This is a genomic window from Bhargavaea massiliensis (genome assembly GCF_050480245.1).
Classification (GTDB): Bacteria; Bacillota; Bacilli; order Bacillales; family Anoxybacillaceae; genus Anoxybacillus.
In genome coordinates, this window is sequence record NZ_JBCNEQ010000055.1 from 1 (window position 1) to 19,344 (window position 19,344).

Consider the following 19,344-nt stretch of genomic DNA (forward strand, 5'->3'; position numbering starts at 1 on the left):
TCCTCCTTGGTCTGATGATAGGTGATTGTTGGTACCCCTGCATCATACCAAGAGGGCTTTTTTCTTTCAAGTCCCCGAAAACCTTTCTAACAGGAATGCTCCCTTTTTTCTTTTGTTCTAGCAAAATGCTTTACACAAACTTTTATACATCATCTAGATATGCAACGAGAAATTTTAAGAATAACCTAAAATAAGATAGGATGTGTCCAAAAATAGGGGGGATCAATCCGTATTTATGTTCAAACTCTCATTTGCTGAGCGGTCTAACAACGTTTATAGTGAAGGTAAGAAATTTTTTCGTTTATGATGGGGCACTGATGACAAGCTGATGATCTCTTCTTAACTGAATGGTCAGCTTGCGATATTCGTAGGCAAATCCTTCTCCCATCACAATCTCAGATAGCCATTCTTCGATTTGTTCGTCTGGCACTTTATCACCAGTTGTCGTTAGAGAGTAGCCGAGTGTTGGACGTCTCCCACCTACTGTTTTCTCCTCGACATTAGGGGGCTAATGAGTTAGTATAAATGATTGAAAAATCTTTTTCGGTCGAAAGTGGAGCGGAAATAACATAAAAAATCACATAGATTTATAATAAGAAGAATAAATCAACTCTTCCTATTTATGGTTAATGATGATAAAATAGAATTACTAAAATATCCATTTTAAAAATCATAAGGAGATAGAGGGAATAAAAATGAGCATAATAAAAGATAAAACATTCTGGCTAAAAGTTATTAAATTTATAATTGAATTAATCCTCGAAGGAAAATCTAAAGACAAAGCCTTTGCAGAAGCTTCAAGAAAATTTGCTGTATCTATAGACGAAATCAAAAAACATTATAAAAATTGAGTCATAAAATCAGCAAAGAGATCTTAAAAAAGAGAATAAAATGAACAATTGTACGACTGTACGACTAAAAAAGGGATTACGAACGGGCAGAAGCATATTTCAATACGCTTTAAAACTTCGCCCAGATGATGAGTATGTGAAACATAGATCAGCGGTTTATGAGCATCATTTATAATTCTTTACAACACAACTAAAAATGTGAGACATGTTGACTACACAAGGATTCATGTTTTTAGAGTAAAGTTATAAAAAGATATAAGATTTTAACAGTGTTAATAACGTTAATAACAAGGAAATTAGGTGATGTATGTGGATATAAGTTTACTACTAAAAGGTCTAGCAAGTGCTTTTTTTACTTTCACTATACCCAAACTAAAAAATTTAAAAGCTGTTCGTGATTTTAAAGATAAGTGGATGAAGGATAATTATTCACAGAAAATAACGCTTATGTTTCAAGCTGGTGTAGACGATGCAAAAGCGATTTTAGATCTCCCTGATGAGATAATAAAGGATTTACTTGAAGATAAAATAAATAGACAAGAAATTTTTAGATGGATTATTGAAGGAACATCGGATGATGACTTTAAACCAGATCATTTCTTTTTGGATCCTTATTTTGAAAAATATCCTCAACATCAGGATAAATTACTGCCGTTTTTTCAATTGATACTACTAAAAATAAATGAGTATAAAGAAAAAAATTGGGATCCAGAATTCCAAAATATCTTACATGGGATGGAAAGAATAAGAGAGGAACTTCGAACTGGCTTCGAACGTTTAGAAAAACAGAATGAAAGAAACATGAATCAAATTCAAAAAAATATACAGTCAACAATTCTTAATGCACTTGGTCCAGTTGGATACGATGATTTAAAAGAACTCCTTGAAAAAGAAAAAGTCACTACTGCACGAAAAAAAGCAGAGGAACGAATAAAGCACGCTCATTCTAATGAAGAAAAGCTAGAATTAAATGCAGTGATAGCAAACAGTTATATGAGTTCTGGTAACGAAAATGAGGCCATCCCATATCTATATGCAACCATCTCTTATTGTCAAGATGAACCAAGAAAAAATCGGCTATATGCTCTTATCAAAATCATCGAAGATAAACTAGATGAGGCTCTTGTATATGTTAATAAAAATGTATCTTTGGAAGGCTATACCCCAAAAAATATTGAACTACTTTTAAATATTTATTTTTTACAAAAGGATTATGAGAAATGCCTTTCTTTATTAGAAAAACATGGTGATACGGGTGTAAGAGAATTAAAAGCTCGAATATTACTATTCATAAATAAATTCGATCAAGTCTTAGATTTGACTAATGAGGAACTAAATCAAAACCCTCTTTCAAAAGAATGGATGTTGTTAAAAGCAGAGGCTCATGTTTTGCAATCGGAACATTTAATATCGAAAGGAATGCTAGTAAACCACGAAGAAACATTCAAGCTTGTGATCCCGCTATTGGAGAAAATTGAGGAAGAAAATGAAAACAGAAGACATTTAAGAAGAGTAAAGGAGCTCTATGCTGCTCTTTACTTCCGAACAAGACGCTTTAAGGAAGCAGCTTTATGTTATGAAGAGTTATATAAACTTACTTCGGATGATAAAAAAGATTCCTATTTTCAGAATTTGATTTGGTCTTATTATCTTTGTAAGGAATGGGAAAATGCAATTGAATTACTTGAGAATAAGATTAAAGATAGCAATCATGTAGAACATGTCACCTTATTAGCTAGAATTTATATGGAATCAGGAAATCCAAAGAATGCGTTACAGACATTAAGTGATTATGAAGATTCAATAGAGTTAGATGATAATCTCCCAATAGAATATTATTTTGTGAAACTTGAGATTCTCTATCGTTTATTTAAGCACAAAGAAATCATTTCCTTTATCAAAGAAGTGGAAGAAAAAGGCCAAGATCACCTTAAAGCTGTTATTAAGGGATATTATGCAATTTTACTAGATGACTGGGATACAGCAATTTCAAATTTTGAGTATGCAGTAAACCACTGGAAGGACCGAAATCTATTAGAAATAAAAATTCAATTAGTGGATGCCTACAGAAAAAGAGGCACCTTTGATGATTATCAAAAGTTAACAGAACTAATTCCTACTATTCCACATTGGATTCATTATGAATTATTTGTTAACACTTATATTCTCTCGTTGTACAAGCTTGGTCAATACGACAAAATTATATCTCTTTACTATAACGAATTAAAAGAACCAACTGTATTTGTTCAGGATATAGTAGCTACAATATTTTTTCAATCAGATTGGTACGAGATTTCAAAAGAAATGTATGAAAATCTTTTCCATCAAACAGAAGATATCAAGTTCTTGTTTCGATACTCTAGTTGTCTTTTCCGACTTGGTGATACAGAAGGGTGCTTAAACACCTTAAAATTAGCAGAAAAGAAAGTCCGTGAGAATGCTTCTATTGAAGATTTGCAACTACTAACCTTTGCCTATTTGGATGCCATGGAATATGAAAAAGCATTGGAGTATGCTTATCAGACCTTCAAATACGGAGAAAAAAACCCTGATGTTTGGCGTGCTTATTTTTGGCAATTCGTAGAAATAACACAAATACTTGAAAAACCTAAACAAGAGCATGTTAATTCTTTCCATAAAGTTATGAAAGAATTTCACGAAACATTCCCAGAAGAAGAAAAATTATTTGAGCAATTTCAGGCGATTGAAAATGGTCAATTATCAAAACACTTCCTGTCAAAACTTGAATCCCTTCAAACTTCACAAAAAGAGGTAGAGAAGCTTTTTATAAAATATAGAATGCCTTTACAAATTTTTTGTGATTTAACGAAAGAAAAGCCATATTTACTATGGGGATACGTAGCTAGCCAAAGAAAACTCCATTTTTGGGCGTACGAAACAGGAAATATTGAGGAAGTTCAAAAGGGACTACAATGTGTTTTATCATCAAAAAATATACTATGTGATTTATTTTCCATTCTGACACTTGATTATTTAGGTTTACTTGAACATTTATCTAAAGAATTTCGTGTTTATATTTTTCAAGAACAATTTAGTTCCCTGTTTTTTGAGCATTCGCAGTTAAAGTTGTCTCGTTATAAAGGACTTACGAGTATTTCATATGCTAATGGACGAATTATAGCTCATGAATGGACGTCGAAGGAAGTAGAAGAGTCACTTGCAAAGATGGAAAAGCTCATAAAGTGGATCAATGAAAACGGGAGAAAAGTTGGAAAAGCCTTTATTAATCCATCCAACAAACAAGAGAAGAATTTTTTAGATGACCAACTTCAATTATGCAAAGATAGTTTATTTACCATGATGGTGGACAGTTTTATAGTAAATAAATATGCAAAGTCTCAATATGAAATCAATACGTTTTCAGTTGTTGATTTTGTGAATTATTTACTGCTAAAAGGGGTGTTAGATAAGGAAACCTATTATGAAACGATTGGAAAATTAATCATGATCGGGTACCGTTATATCACGGCAAAAGCGGATGTTTTCATTTATTTTCTTAGGAAAAACCAATTTAACTTAGAAGAAGAGGTTGAATGGTTGTTTAGATACCTTCGGGAAGAAGAAGTAAACAGAGAATACGTCTTCTCTATAGTATTAGAAATTCTAGACTGGTTGTCGAAAGAACAAACGGAAAACGTAGAGCAATTATTAGAGTACTTATGTGATGTATTAGTAGGGGAAGAGAAAAAAATCGAATGGTTAGATAAACTTTTTTTGCTGTGTGACAAAGTATTCAAAGGAAACGATGAATATCTCAAAAGATTGAAAAAAGTACTAGAAAAGAAAATTATGGGTGAATAAGTTTATTTTGAATAACATATTGAAGTTGACACAACAGGAAAATTATCGAGTTTGGGTCATTTGGATATGAAATGGAATAATATCACCTCTTCAAATTCCTAAATCATTAAAAACCCAAAAACAATAACCTTGTAAGAATCAAGGAGATAGTTGTTTTTGGGTTTTCTACATCCTGTATTCTTAGAAAGCAAAAGAATCCTTGTAAAAGTAATGAAATGTTAGAAGTGTAAAAGTGATCATACAAAATTAAGCAACTCCTCATACTAGCATTTAATTAAATTACACTTACTTTCATTTAACTCACATTTCGCACCCCAGCAGTGCAGAAACAAAGGATTTTTTATTCATTTTTTTAAAATATTTTTTGAGCCAACACAACAAGCGACGGCAATCCTTTTTTTACCATCGTTCATCATTCCTTATGAGATTAGACATAAATGCTTTCGTCCATTCCCAACTCTTGCAGAATCCTTCGCTGCTCGTAGGTGAGCGGTTTACCCAACGCGCGTTGGATTTTCCCATCCGGCAGCTCCAACAGGACGACTTTCACATACCAGAACAACTGAAAAATCGCCTGCCCGGTCGGACGGGTCAGCTTGCGGCCCCCTACGCCCTTTAACGGGCGCTCCGGCGTAATAAACTGACGCACCCGGCGCTGGAAGACGCGGTAAATGGCCAATGCGAGGAGAAACAAATAGCCCAACACCGCCACTCGTTCCGGTTTTTTCACGTAAATCTCGTCCGTAAAGAACGGATCTTTCAGGAAGGAGAAGTTCATTTCCACCGAGATCTGCCCTTTATACAGCTTCAAGATCTCTTTCGCGTCCATTCGTCGGTCCTCGGTCCTTCCACTCCTCCGGCACCGTTGTGACGAGAACAAACCGGGACGCTTTCCGTCTCGCCTGTTCCCACGCGTCTTGGTCGAATTCCACGCTCAGGCGAAGGATGTACAGCGTCTCCATTTCCGGTTCCGCCCCTTTTTTCGGCCGTCCGCGCCGTTTTTTCGGACGCACGATCTCTTCGACGACGGCCTCCACTCGATGGAACCGGGGACGAAGGGATGCCTTGAGGGATGCCAAGGCTTGTTCGGCGTCTTCCCGGCACGAAAACGGGTGGCGCTCCCAACGGGCTTGTTCCTCGTGAAGAAACTCCGCTTCTTGTGCTCGTTCTTTTTCGAGCGTCTTTCCTTTCCGTTGGTCGAGGGCGCTCGATTCGACAACGACCAGCCGAACCGAATGACCTTCGTACGTCGATGTCGTTTCCCATACCCGATACGTGGCGCCGTTTTTCTCCGCCAGCGAAAATGGATCGCTCCACGTCGTGTCCCTGGCATCGGCTTCGGCCAGCGCGGTTTTCACGATCCGGAGCGACGACGGGCCTCTGGTGATCAAAAAGGCGTTCGCCGCTTTCGTTTGCGCCAGCGTGTCCTTCGTCATCGCGGCGGAATCTGCCACGTAAATCCATTCGTCCTCGATCTTCGCTTGCTTCAGCTGCTCATGGACACGGGACAGCACCTCGGGATTCCACGTTTTGTCCGGCAGGTTGCCGTCGTGCACATCTCCATAAAAAGGAACGCCATCCTCGTTGCCGATCAGTCCGAAGCCGATCTGCTTTTGCCAACGGTGTTGTCGGTTGTAACCATGGGCAATATGCAGGGTATCCGGCGAGGCCGATTCATACGTGCCGTAAACAGATACATCGGTCGTATCGGCATGGAACACCCGGAGGGGGATGCCTTCCTTCTTGTAGATCTGCACAAGGCAAGCCGAAATGACTTGATGGATGTTGGCATCATACAGGCGATCCAGATGGCGGGCGATGGCATCGTCATTGAACCAAGAAGGCTGGAGCTCCGGCCGGATCAGCTTGGGCAAATCGATTTCATGCGCCCATCGTTCCAAATGAGCTTGCCGACCGCTCAAGATATCCAAGGTAAGCAGCCAGACAACGTCGCTGGCTCGAGTTTGGCATTGAGGGTCCACGGGAACGAGACGATCAATCAACCGAGGGAGGCCAAGATCCTTGAAGATGGCACTTATTATTTCAAATAGGAACTTTCATAAATAGCACGAATTCGAACGTCCATGGTGTGGAAACTCCTTTGCTTTCCTTGTATTCCAAGGTTTTATTCGACAGGAAGATAAAAAAATCCTCCCGATTTTTGTCGAGAGGGTGCGAAATGTGAGGTAAAATGAGAAAACGATAAACTAAATACGAACTAATAAGTAAAAGTCGGGGATGTAGTGATGGATATAAACAAAAAAGTAGGAGAACGCATTAGGGAAGTTCGAAAAAAATATAATTTATCAATGATGCAATTAGCGGATGAGTTGGGAATTTCACAGCCGCGACTCTCGAGAATCGAAAATGGAGATCAGGAAATTCCTATTAGCTTAATCCAAAAATTCTGTGAAAGGTTTGATATTCCGCTAAGCAGCTTTTTTAGGTCGTTAGAAAAGGATGAGAAAGCGGGAGATAGTCTTATAAACGAACAATTAGAACAAGTTTTAGCTTCACTAAATTATGAACAAAAGAAAGCGCTGTATGTGTTTATCACTTCTTTTCAAAAATAAATGTATGTACGCCTTACAAGCTTAGCTACTTACCAACCTTACGCATGGCTAAGCCCCCAAAAAATCTTTTAATGCGGCAAATAAATGAAGATAAAGAGAGATAGCTACGCCATTCTAGAGAATGACGCAGAATTAACTCTAGAAACTTTATCACGTATTTTAAGCCGCTATATCGATTTTTCTTTGAAGATAAAATTGATTAGTCATTTAGGTGTTGAATTAGGTGTTGAAACAGAAAATAATTTACTGCTACAAAACATGCACTTTTACGATTATTAGTAAAAATGCATGTTTTTTATCGTATTTTATTCGACATGGATCTTTTTTACTACTTCTTTCTATGCCATAATAAAAGATAGATTATTTGTTGTAGAGGTGTGTTGCATTGAAAAAAGTTTATGAAATGATTTTACATACTCTGAAAGACAGCGATATACAGGATCGACGTGTTTCAAAAAAGCATCTTGCTAAGATTATTTATTACCGTTTAATGATTGCTAGACTCGGTGAAGAAGATAATAATTTTTGGTGGGAATCACGAATTTTGAGTTCGGTTGGACGTTTAAATTTGTTGCCATTTCTTCCAAAGACGTTTTATAAGCAAAGATTTGATATGGCTCAAAAAGTTGTTCGCCAAAAAGAAATTGACGCTATCAAGGTAAACAAAGTAATTACTTTATTTCATTTTGGTTATGATTTTGAAACTAATGTATTCAATCCTGCTATCAGAATGCTAGTAGAGAGACCTGATTGGAAAAATATACTTGATGAAGTGGAAAAACTTGAAAACATTTTTTTTGAACCCCACTGGGCAAGGGAATTTTTCAACGAACCCCGATTAGAATCATTTGATAATGTGACTGGTGAATCGTTTGAAATAGGTACAAAGAGAAGATACTTTTATATTTATCCAGAAGAATTAGAAGAAGTAATTCATAATCTTATTTCCGTATATGATTACGCCAAAAAAGGATTTGTTACTATACCATATTACAAGAGGGTTGCTGTGGAGTAATGAACGAAAAATTTACTGCAGATTTAAAAACAACAGGACCAGTACTAGATGATTCACTCCGAATACTTAAAAGGTTAAGCGAATTGAAAAGTATAGATGCTCTTGAAAAAGAACTTTTTGAGAATAATCTGTTACTTAAAGCATCTAAACGCCGTATTGAGAATGTATACAGATCAATAAAAAAACGATATCTACACAATCTCGAAAAACAAGATATATCTGTGAATCCTTTATTATTGGCAATACAATATTTAAGTAAAGAGGAATGTTACTTTTTGCTTTATTACCATATGTGTCGTTCGGATAGACTCTTGTTTAATTTTGTAAAAGAAGTGGTTTATCCTCGCTACATACAAGGCTTTCTTGGAGTTTCAAATGAGGATTCAGAACAATTTTTAATCGCTTCTTCCAAAACACACGAAGAGATGAGAAATTGGACCGAACGAACATTTAGAGATTTAAAAAGTGCATTGATTACTGTATTATTGGAAGTTGGTTTTCTAAAAAATAGAAAAAATCCAACCTTTAATGATGACATATATTTATCAAGTCGAGTTTTTGGTTATGTTCTTTATTCAAATATCAACTCAATCCAAACTCTAGAAGATGTTTACGAACACGATGATTTTGAGCTTTTTCTTCTAGATAGACAACAGCGAAAAATGTTAATTAAAGAACTAGAGGTTAGTGGAGTTATTCACCTAGAAGAACAAATAGAAACAAAAATAAATTACAAATTTCCATCTTTAAAGGAGTTTGTTATCCATTATGTTATCGGAGAAGATTAATCGTGTAAAAAACATGATTCTTAATCATCAACTATCGTGGAGTAGACATTCAGGTGTACCGTTTATTTTAGTTGCTATTAATCCTAGTGAACAATTATATTTGCTGCCGAAACTTGAAGATATAAAGCAAGATGGAGAAGCACAAGGATACAAGGTAGAAATTGTTAATATCGAGAAGCTACTCTACGATCTTTTACTGGAAGATGAAGATGGAGATTTAAATGACCTTTACGATTTTGAAAAGGAAGAATACATTGAGTTTAAAAAAGAAATGCAAGGGATTATGTTTAGATTGCTTTATGACTGGATTTTAGAAAAAGTTGATCAATTAGGTCCAAATGGAAGAATTTTATTTACACGTGTCGGGAGTATAGCTCCACATATTAGGCTTGTTCAATTACTTTCAAGGCTAGAAAACAAAGTTTCTATTCCATTATGTTTTTTCATTCCCGGTACTGTTAATTCATCTAAATTTATGATGCTTGACGATATAGACATTAGTGGTTCAAGGGCGTTTTACTTATAGAGAGATTTTAGAGAGGTGAGATTATTGACAAAGATACATTCAATATTTCGTGATGATATAAAAAGGGATATTAATTCAGTTGTCAAAGTTCAGGACGACAATTTAAAGCATATTCGTCAAGAATTACGCGAATATGTCATAACGGAGCAAATTCGAGGGCATTTCAAAAAAGCTTTTGATAAATATCTTCATGGTGATAAATATTGCTATTGGATCTCTGGATGGTTCGGATCGGGTAAATCCCATTTCACGAAATTATTTGGACATGTACTAGGTAATTATCAATTTGAACATTCGACAAGTGCCGACGAATTTTTAAGTAGGGATGATTCAAATGAGTTACGTCCGCTAGTTGAGCAAATTCGTGATAAATATGACACCGAAGTATTAATGTTTGATATTTTAGAAGCCACAGCATATGACCAAAGTGGGCAACAGGAAAGCATCTCCATAACAATTTACAAGCAATTTCTCCAATTTTTAGGTTTTTATAGTGATATTTTATGGGTTGGGGAACTCGAATATGATCTATTTCAACAGGGCTTGTATGAGGACTTTAAAAATGAGTTTGAAAAAATAAGCGGTAAGAGCTGGACTGAGGCACGCCAAAAACCACATCGTCAAAAAACAAAAATAGCGAAAGCGTTGTGCAAGGTTAATCCAGATGATTATCCGTCAGAAACGATTGCTAGTGACGCAATCAATAGTATTCAAAACGATTTCTCAATGTCACCTAAAAAATTAATTGAAATTCTAAAATCCTATGTTGAGAAACGAAATAGTCTAAATGGGAAAGAAGCTAGGTTATTCCTACTTATTGATGAGATGGGACAATTTATAGCACGAGATGACCAAAAAATTAGTGAATTGCAAGGAATTGCCCACCAAATAGAAATAACAGGTCAGGGAAAAATATGGCTTGGGGTAACGGCGCAGGAAGAATTAAAAGCTATTGTTGAAGATGCAATAAAATTTAATGACAAACTAGGTAAAATTGCTGATCGTTTTGAGGTGAAAATTCATTTAACACCTGAAAACTTAGATTCTGTACTGTACGAACGAATTTTAAAGAAAAAACCAGAAGCAAAAGAAGAGTTAGAAAATAAGTATGATAAGTATTCCGGCAAATTAGAAACCATTTTAGAATTCACAGATGCAGACAGAAAGTTACCTAAATTATCGAAAGAAGTTTTTGTTAAGGCGTACCCATTTCTTCCTTATCAGCTAGGAATTATCAAAGATATATTCGTGAAATTCCTTCAACGTACTGAGTCAAACAAGAAACTCGGTGGTACTAACCGTAGCATGATTAAAACAACACAAGGCATATTAATAAATCCTGAAAATCGTTTTGAAGAAGCTAACGTTGGATCGCTAGTTACACTAGATCAAGTTTTTGCAGAGGCAAGAGCAGCAAATTTCGTTCCTTCAACTGTCATCGATACTATAAATGAGGTAGATAAAGCTGATCCGGAAAATCCCGATTTTACAAAAAAAGTGTTGAAAGTTTTATATCTGCTTGACTCTATTAGCTATATACCAAGAACTGCTGATAATTTGACAAAGATGCTTTTTAGTGATATTGAGCTTAACTTTCATGAATTAAAAGGGAATGTAGAATCTTCCCTCAAGAAACTTTTAAGAGCTGGTTTGATAGAAAAAGAAGGGGAAATATATAGTTTCTTGTCACCGGAAGAGCAAAATTTTCGACATGAAGTTTTAGCTGAACAAGAATATATTAGAACTAGAGCGATTTCAATATACGTACGGGATATCGTAAAAGAGTTATTTAATCAAAACAAGGTTTTCTATAAACAAATTCGCACCTTTTCAGTAAATATGGTAGCAGATGATGAAAAATATTTAACAGGAAGCGAAATCACTTTTGAATCATTGAGCCCGGTTGTGCTTGCAAATGATGAATCTCTAAGGGATAAAAAGAAAAGAGATTCTATAAAGGACGAGAGACGAATATATTGGCTTGCTGAACCAAATGACGAAATAGAAGACATGGTTCGAGAATATCTCGCCCGTCAATCAGCAATAAGTAAACAGCGCGAGAAAGCTGATGAAGAAAGAATGTTCTTTTTAAGAAAAGAGGAACAAAAAAATCAAAATTTAGCCGCTGAAATAAAACGAAAAATAAGAGCAGCATTTCTTTCCGGTTCTTATCTTTACCGTGGAAAAGAATATGACCTTCCTAAAGGAGAAGAAATCAAATCAATATTCGACGCATTAATAAGTCTTATTATCCCAACCGTTTATACTCGTTTTGACGATGTTGGGGTAAAAATTGATCAATCTCATATTGCAGAATGCTTTAAAGAAAAACTTTACTCAGTCTCTTCGGTTTTTAAAGATTTAAATGTACTGGACGATGAACAACAAATTAATTTGAGTTCTAAAGTGTTAAGCGAGGTTCTAAATGAAATAAAATCTCGATACAATCGTTTCGGCATTTGCACGGGAAGTGATTTATTAGACTATTTTGGTGGTAATCAATATGGTTGGGATTCATTAGCTATCCGCTTTTTTACAGCATTACTGTTCCGCGGCGGGTTTATTGAGATTGAATTGAAAGGAAAGACCATTAGAAGCTATACCGAATCAGGCGTAAAAGAACTATTTGAAAAAGAACCACAATTTAAAGCGTGTCAGTTTATTGAAGTGAAAAATGTCGATCCCGCCATACGTCAACAATGTAAAAAGATATTAGAGTCTGATTTTGATGAAACTGTAAACACGGATACAATTCCTGAGTATTATCAGAAAATAGTCAAGGTAGCCAACCGAATTTTACTTCAAGTTAATGGATTAATTATTTCTGCTAGAGAAAATCAATTAAATATTATTGATAGATTGAAAAAAATTGAAGATGGTTATAGAAGTGTTGTAAATAAAAATCATTCCAGCGAAGCCATTATTACTTTCGTTGATGTTTATCAGAAATTAAGAGAAGAAATGTCTTTTATGAGAAAGTTTGAACGATTTGTTGAAAATGGAAACCTAAAATTCCTACAAGAAATACGAAAATTTATTTCCGATGTTTGGAATCCGCAGCATTTTCCGAAAGATGAGCTTCGACAGCAAAAAGTACAAGCTATAATTACTGAAATAGCATCAAACACATTTATAGACAATTGGACCAGTATCCAAACAGATTATTTAGATTTAAAAAATTATTATGAAGTGATCTATAATAATCTTCATTCACGTGTGATGAAAAGAATAGAGGAAACAATGGAAGAAATCGAACATTTTCCATTATTTGATAGATTTGATGCGTTTGAACAAAGGAAAGTTTTAGAACCTTTAAATAGACACTATCAACCTGATCCATCACAAGATCGACGTAATTATGATTTCCTAGAGCAACTGGAGAACGCTTTGCCTAGCTATAAACAGGCATCGATTGAAATATATGGTCAATTGATTGAGGAATTAAATAGGCCCGTTTCGCCTTCAACAGATACAAATGATGGGGATAGCAAAGCCGATAAAAAGCCGAAATTTAAACATATTCGAGTTAGTGAAATAATGAAAACTAGACAAATTTCTTCTGAAGAAGAATTGAAAGATTACTTAAATACGCTAGAAAAGAAATTAAAAGAAGAATTGAGAAAAGTGGATTATTTCTTCTTATCCTAAAAATGCAAGAGGGATGAAGTTATGAAACCTGAACAAAAAAAAGCGATAAATCGTACGATATTAAAGTGTCGTGCCATCTTAGAGAAAGATATAGAAAATCAGCTTATAACATATGGAATTATTATAGATGAACCTTGGATTGAAAAGGATAAGTTATCACTTACAGACGAACAAGAGCAGATATATAAAGATCTTCGTGATGCAATTGCAAAGGAAATGAAAGGTGGGCTTTCTGAAAAGGAAGCCCTAATCTCCTACATACGTGAAGTAACCTATACGTACCTAAACCGGCTTGCAGCACTTCGGGTAATGGAAGTACGGGGACTAATGGAAGAAGTGCTTATTCAAAGAGATGAATATGGCAATCGTTCATACGGACATCGAAATTTCTTTGAAGTAGCTCGTGAATTTTGTAAATCGCAATCTGACGAAGGGTTATCTTACTTTATTTCGTTAATTTTCAACGAAATATCATCAGATATTGGTTTATTATTTAACACCGATGATGAATATTCGATCATCTCACCAAGTAATCAAGCTTTGATTGAAACGATTCGGCTATTAACTACTGAAATTGATGAAGATGCATGGCAGCAAGATGAGATTATTGGTTGGATTTATCAGTATTTTAATGAAAAAGAAAAAGATAATGTATTTGATCGTTTATATAATAAAAAGGAAAAAATAAGAAGTATTGATATTCCAGCGGCGACTCAATTATTTACGCCAGATTGGATTGTTGAATGGATCGTTAATAACTCTTTAGGGAAACTGCGGGAAGAAATTATTAATGGCGAACGAGAGTATAAGAAACTTGAGGATATCAAGCTATTGGACCCTGCTTGTGGGAGCGGCCACTTCTTAGTAAAAGCATATGATTTATTTTATAAATATTATGTTGAAGACGGGTATCCTAAAGAAAAAATTCCATTTTTAATACTGCGTCATAACTTACACGGTATTGATATTGATGCTAGAGCAATACAACTTACAGCACTGATATTGTATATTAAAGTAAGAACATCACTAAAAAATATTGGTATTAATGAACTAACCGAGAATATTACAGTTAACCTAGTTTGTGCAGATGCAGTTTTGCTAAATGGCGAACGTTTAGCAAAACTGAAAAAACAATTTGAAAACAATCCAACTGTTCTCAAAATGATTAAAATTATTTATGAGGAATTTACTGAGACTCGTTTAAAGGGAAGCTTAATTCAACCAGAAAAAAGATTAATAACACTAATAGAGGAATATAAACAACAAAAACAAAAAGACTTGGAAAAAAGCAAGAAAAAGGAAGACTTGGGCTTTTTTGAAGGACTTGAAGGGTTTGAAAAAGAGCAAGAAGAATTAGTGTTGACAAAAAGTGAGAGAGAATTGCTTCAATATCTAGAGCAAATATATATTCAAGCAATAAGAGCAAACGATATTAACAATTTGTTATTTGCGAATGAAGCTAAAAAATCTATACATTTATTGAATATTTTATTCCAAAAGTATGATATTGTGGTGACAAACCCTCCTTATATGGGTAAATCTAACATGAATGACATTCTAAAGAATTACGTAAATAATCATTATTCTATTGCTAATCAGGATTTATACTCAATCTTTATATTAAGAGTTTTTGACTTTGTAAAAGATAACGGATTCATCGGGATGATTACTCAAGAATCATTTATGTTTATTAAATCTTATATTTCATTGAGGGAATTTATTTTAGAAAATTCCTTTATATTTAAGTTTGCTCACTTGGGAACCAGAGCATTTGATGATATAAGCGGAGAACGAGTAAGTACGGCTATGTTTGTTTTACAAAAAAATAGAGGTATAAGAAAAAATTCTAATAGTTTATTTATAAAATTAGATCATTATTCTAATTCAGAGGAAAAAAGAGCAAATCTCAATAATCAGAAAGAACATTTCTTTATTCAGCAAAATTTCTTTAGAAAATTTGAAGGAAGTCCATTTTTATACTATATTCCAAATGAGATAAGAGAAATTTTAGAAACAAATCCTTCCTTTCTTGAAATTTTTGGTGAAGCAAAAACAGGAATTAACACAGGCAATAATGATTATTTTGTGAAATTTTGGTGGGAAGTTAAAGGAGAATCCGAAAGAAATTTTGTACCATATGCTAAAGGTGGGGGATCAGAAAAATTCTATGGAGCGCTAAGAACGGTTGTTGATTGGCGACCGGAAAAAATGAAAGAATATCAAGGTTGCAGACTAATGAATCAAAATCTCTTTTTTAAAGAGGGTCTTACATTTTCTGGTGTGGGAAGTAAAGGTTTTGGAATAAGATTTTTGCCAGAGGGATATATATTTGATTCAGGTGGATCTTTTATCAATATAAAGGATCATAATAATATCTACTATATTCTTGGGATTTTAGCTTCTGACTTTGTCGATTATTTATTAAATTTGTACAATCCTACAATTAATTTTAAAAACAATGATATACATAGACTTCCAGCAGTCTATAATGAAAAACTTCACGAAAAAATATCGAACAATGTAAAAAAAATAATTCAGTTAAAGAAAGAAATACTATCATTTGACGATAAAGAGAGAAATTTCAAAATTGAGAACTACTTAGATAACAATGGTTCATTTATTGATCTAGTAAAAAAAATTCTTAAAATTGAGAAGGAGTACTTACAGTTAGTCGAAAAAAATAATTCTTTGGTTTTTGATTTATATGGTATTGGAGAACAAACGAGGGATTTTATTACACAAGAAGTTAAGAAGATTAGAAAAACAATTGACCAAATAGAGGATAAAGAAAATTTTGAAAAATGGTTTGATAAAGAAGGAAAAAATGTTAATCGACTAAATTTAATTGAATACATTGAAAAAAATAATTTTCTTCCGAACAGAATTTTAAAGGATTACTTTACTACTTTCGTTTCAATTGTATTGGGCATTTTATTTGGAAGATGGAATATTAATCAATTTAATAATGTACAAAAAGACGGAATTATTATTTTGGATGAGAATTTTATCGAAGATTTATTTTATAATTTAATAGAGCGAATATTCGGTGAAGATAATTTTGAGAATATTATCGAGAATGAATTTCCGAGAATAATGGGAAAGGATTTATTGGAATGGTTCAATAAAGATTTTTTTGCCGAACATATTAAGAAAGAACAATATCAAAATCGACCTATTTACTGGCATGTTTGCAGTCCTAATAAGACATTTAATGCTCTTATATACTACCATGCTCTAACTTCTGATACTCTTTACAAGCTAAAGTCTAATTATTTAAAACCGATGTTAGAAAACATACGTGAGGATTTAAGTTTTTACCGTGAGAAGATGAAAACTGCTGGTGATAAAAAACAAGCAAAACAGTTTGAAAAAAGAGTGATTGAATTAGAAAAACAAGTGGACGATTTGGAAGCTTTTGATAAGCAAATCGATGATATTATCGCTTCAGGTTATGAACCAGACATTGATCAAGGTGTTTTATATAATATCAAACCACTGAATCCGATTTTAGCAAAAAAAATCGAAAAATAATGTAACGGAAAGGAGCAAGAGAAGAAAGCACCTGCAGATTATTGTAGGTGCTTTTATACAAAATATGAAAAAGACATTTTACGACATGATCGAAAGTGATTTGAATAAATGTTTTCAAAAAAGATCAGTTGTAATTTGGTTAGATCTCTATCAATCATTCACAGCTGAATACGAAAGGTTCATTCAAGAAAAAAATTTAAATAGATTCGTGTTTGAAGGAAGTTCGCTTCAATTGAGACACAATATCGTTAAATACTCCCCAAACTTTGAAAAACCGATATTAATTTACATTCCGGGTAGGGTCCAAGACTTATCGCTACTAAAAGAATACTTTTGGTTAGCTGAAGTATTTGACGATTCCATTCAAGATTTATTATCAAAACACTATAATATTCATTTACCATTGAACGATGGCGAACGTTTACAAAAAAAATTATTGTTTGTAAAAACAAAATGGGATATTTTATCAGAAGATCTAATCGAAAATTTAAACGAAGAAACATTGGAACAATTTATCTTAAACGATCATTTATCTATGGATGAGCTTGATAAAAAGGAAACGGTTCTCCGCTTTATGACAGATCAAACTTATTATCAAACTTTGAAAGAATTAGAAAACTTACATGCTTTTTGTCAGCTTGCAAACGAATATTACGATTTCCATTTGAATGAGCAACAATCATATGAGGAAATTGTTGAGGTAATCGCAAATGCATTAATTAAAACGGAACTTTCTTTAGATGCGCCAGATGATATACAGTATAAAGAAACTGATCCTAAAATAGCACACCGACGAGAGGAACTATTTCATCTTTGGTCTAAACATGATTTTTATCGTAGTCATTTTGAAGAATGGTCTAAACGTTTATCCGATAAATATAAGCAGAAGATAGCCGTAAAAGATACTGAGGAACTATATACTATAAAAGGATTCCCAATCATTGATGAGGAATTATGGGAGAGAATGGAAAAACAAATTCTTACTAATGATGGTATTAATATTGATGTTTTAAAATCACCGACAATAGATCAACTCATTTTGATTGCGAATGCGCGACTTACAAGAGCAACAGATGAAGAGTTTATTCAAAAGTGGGATGCTTTGTCCCAGTTATTGAATTTTATCTTGGAATTAAACAAATTCAAGGATTACATAAATCAAGGATCACGCTTTCAAGATGCTGAACGGATTGTAAAAGAATATATCCAGCAAAAGTGGTGGGCAATAGATTATCATTTCCGCAAAGCTCAAGAACTCTATAATGAAAATAACTCACTAATTTTATCGCTTATTAAATATGCCAACGGTCAGTACGTGCACCATTTCTTAAAACCATTAAATACTCAATTTCAACAATGTCTCGAATCTACACAAGATTATTCAATTAGTGGAATTACCCATCAAAGGCATTTTTGGCGTAATTACATTAAGGATTCACGTGGCAAAACAGCTGTTATTTTTGTCGATGCTTTACGGTATGAAATGGGCGTTGAATTGCAGCATATGATTGATGAAGAATGGAATATTGAAATTGATACACTACTTTCATCATTGCCGTCTATCACTAAAGTTGGGATGACAGCTTTATTACCATTATCGTCATCAATATTAAAATGGGAGAGTGAAAAAGGGGATTATAAAATCTACACAGAAGACAATATCCCGATGAATAAAAAATCTGACCGTGTCCATTTTCTTGATAACGTTTTAGGGAACATTGGTAAAGTCTATAACCTTGAAAATTTTTATCGCCTTTCAGAACAAGAAATTTCAGATGAAATCAATGATAAAGAAAAAATCATCATATATACTAATGAAATTGATGCTACTGGAGAAAACATTGAAGATTCTGCTGTTTATTTATTCCCTAAACTTTTGAAAAAAATTAAAATTGTAACGGAAAAATTATTAAAATCAGGGATTGAAAAAGTAGTAATTACTGCAGATCATGGATTTTTACTAACAAACGGACTGGAAGGATGGAATGAAATACGTTTGTCAAATGAAATTGAAACGGTAAGAAAATCTCGGCGATACGCTATTGCGACTAATAAGGTAAAGGGAGATTGGATTGTTAAGGAATTGTCTTGGTCACACCATGATGGAAATTTGTATCAGTATTATCCTTTGAGTAATTATTATTTTACAGCAAGTGGTGGAGCTAAGTTTAGTCATGGAGGAATATCAGTTCAAGAATTAATACTCCCTGTTCTAGTAGTTTCAGCAAAAGTACAACAGAAAGAGTATATAATCGATCCTAGATTAGAGCAAGAACAATCCGTTTTAGAAGAACTTACAAAAATGGATGAAACGTTAAATGTACAAGAACAAATTAAATCATTCCTAATGGTACAGGGGGACAACCTGTCTAAACGTGAAAAGTTCTTGTTAGAGTGTTTTCTTGATAGTTCAAAATGGAATGAAAATGAGCTTATTCAGGGAGCTTCTTCTAAAGGAATTAAGTTTAAATCTGTTCTAGTATCTGAAGCTATGTCAGATTTAATTGAAATGTTAAAAAATCAAGGAAAAGATTGGTTTAAAGTTGAAATGATCAATGGCACAATTTATGAATATTCAATTAAGTAGGTG

At 33.9% G+C, this 19,344-nt stretch carries 10 protein-coding genes and 1 pseudogene; 9 read left to right on the forward strand and 2 right to left on the reverse strand.

Annotation, left to right across the window (positions count from 1 at the left end):
- Positions 1–301: 301 nt before the first annotated feature.
- Complete coding sequence (locus ABEV15_RS10630; protein ID WP_498853178.1) at positions 302–430, reverse strand: hypothetical protein; 129 nt, start codon at positions 428–430, stop codon at positions 302–304.
- A 265-nt stretch (positions 431–695) separates the two neighbouring features.
- Between ABEV15_RS10630 and ABEV15_RS10635 the strand changes: the two genes are divergently transcribed.
- Both ABEV15_RS10635 and ABEV15_RS10640 read left to right on the forward strand, forming a co-directional pair.
- Positions 696–851 (forward strand): hypothetical protein, encoded by a 156-nt coding sequence (locus ABEV15_RS10635; protein ID WP_498853179.1) that lies wholly within the window; start codon positions 696–698, stop codon positions 849–851.
- 309 nt (positions 852–1,160) lie between these two features.
- Positions 1,161–4,673, forward strand: a complete 3,513-nt coding sequence (locus tag ABEV15_RS10640) for a CDC27 family protein (protein WP_498853180.1) — start codon at positions 1,161–1,163, stop codon at positions 4,671–4,673.
- 427 nt (positions 4,674–5,100) lie between these two features.
- On the opposite strand, the pseudogene ABEV15_RS10645 reads toward ABEV15_RS10640, so the two are convergent.
- A pseudogene (locus tag ABEV15_RS10645) lies at positions 5,101–6,759 on the reverse strand (IS1634 family transposase).
- A 160-nt stretch (positions 6,760–6,919) separates the two neighbouring features.
- On the opposite strand from ABEV15_RS10645, the gene ABEV15_RS10650 reads away from it, so the two are divergent.
- From ABEV15_RS10650 to ABEV15_RS10680, 7 genes are all read left to right on the forward strand, one after another.
- The gene (locus tag ABEV15_RS10650; RefSeq protein ID WP_498853181.1) at positions 6,920–7,246 is read left to right on the forward strand and encodes a helix-turn-helix domain-containing protein; all 327 of its coding nucleotides are present in this window, start codon (positions 6,920–6,922) and stop codon (positions 7,244–7,246) included.
- Positions 7,247–7,631: 385 nt separating this feature from the next.
- Complete coding sequence (gene brxE / locus ABEV15_RS10655) at positions 7,632–8,261, forward strand: BREX-6 system BrxE protein (protein WP_498853182.1); 630 nt, start codon at positions 7,632–7,634, stop codon at positions 8,259–8,261.
- A complete protein-coding gene (locus ABEV15_RS10660) occupies positions 8,261–9,049 on the forward strand; it encodes a BrxA family protein (protein ID WP_498853183.1) in 789 nt (262 codons plus the stop codon). The genes brxE and ABEV15_RS10660 overlap by 1 nt, the downstream gene beginning before the upstream one ends.
- A gap of 13 nt (positions 9,050–9,062) precedes the next feature.
- A complete protein-coding gene (locus ABEV15_RS10665; RefSeq protein WP_498853184.1) occupies positions 9,063–9,575 on the forward strand; it encodes a BREX protein BrxB domain-containing protein in 513 nt (170 codons plus the stop codon).
- Positions 9,576–9,599: 24 nt separating this feature from the next.
- Positions 9,600–13,223: a BREX system P-loop protein BrxC gene (brxC, locus tag ABEV15_RS10670; RefSeq protein WP_498853185.1), complete on the forward strand. Its 3,624-nt coding sequence runs from the start codon at positions 9,600–9,602 to the stop codon at positions 13,221–13,223.
- Positions 13,224–13,244: 21 nt separating this feature from the next.
- Positions 13,245–16,754, forward strand: coding sequence for a BREX-1 system adenine-specific DNA-methyltransferase PglX (gene pglX / locus ABEV15_RS10675; protein ID WP_498853186.1), 3,510 nt, complete (start codon positions 13,245–13,247; stop codon positions 16,752–16,754).
- A gap of 64 nt (positions 16,755–16,818) precedes the next feature.
- The gene (locus ABEV15_RS10680; protein WP_498853187.1) at positions 16,819–19,341 is read left to right on the forward strand and encodes a PglZ domain-containing protein; all 2,523 of its coding nucleotides are present in this window, start codon (positions 16,819–16,821) and stop codon (positions 19,339–19,341) included.
- Positions 19,342–19,344: the final 3 nt, after the last annotated feature.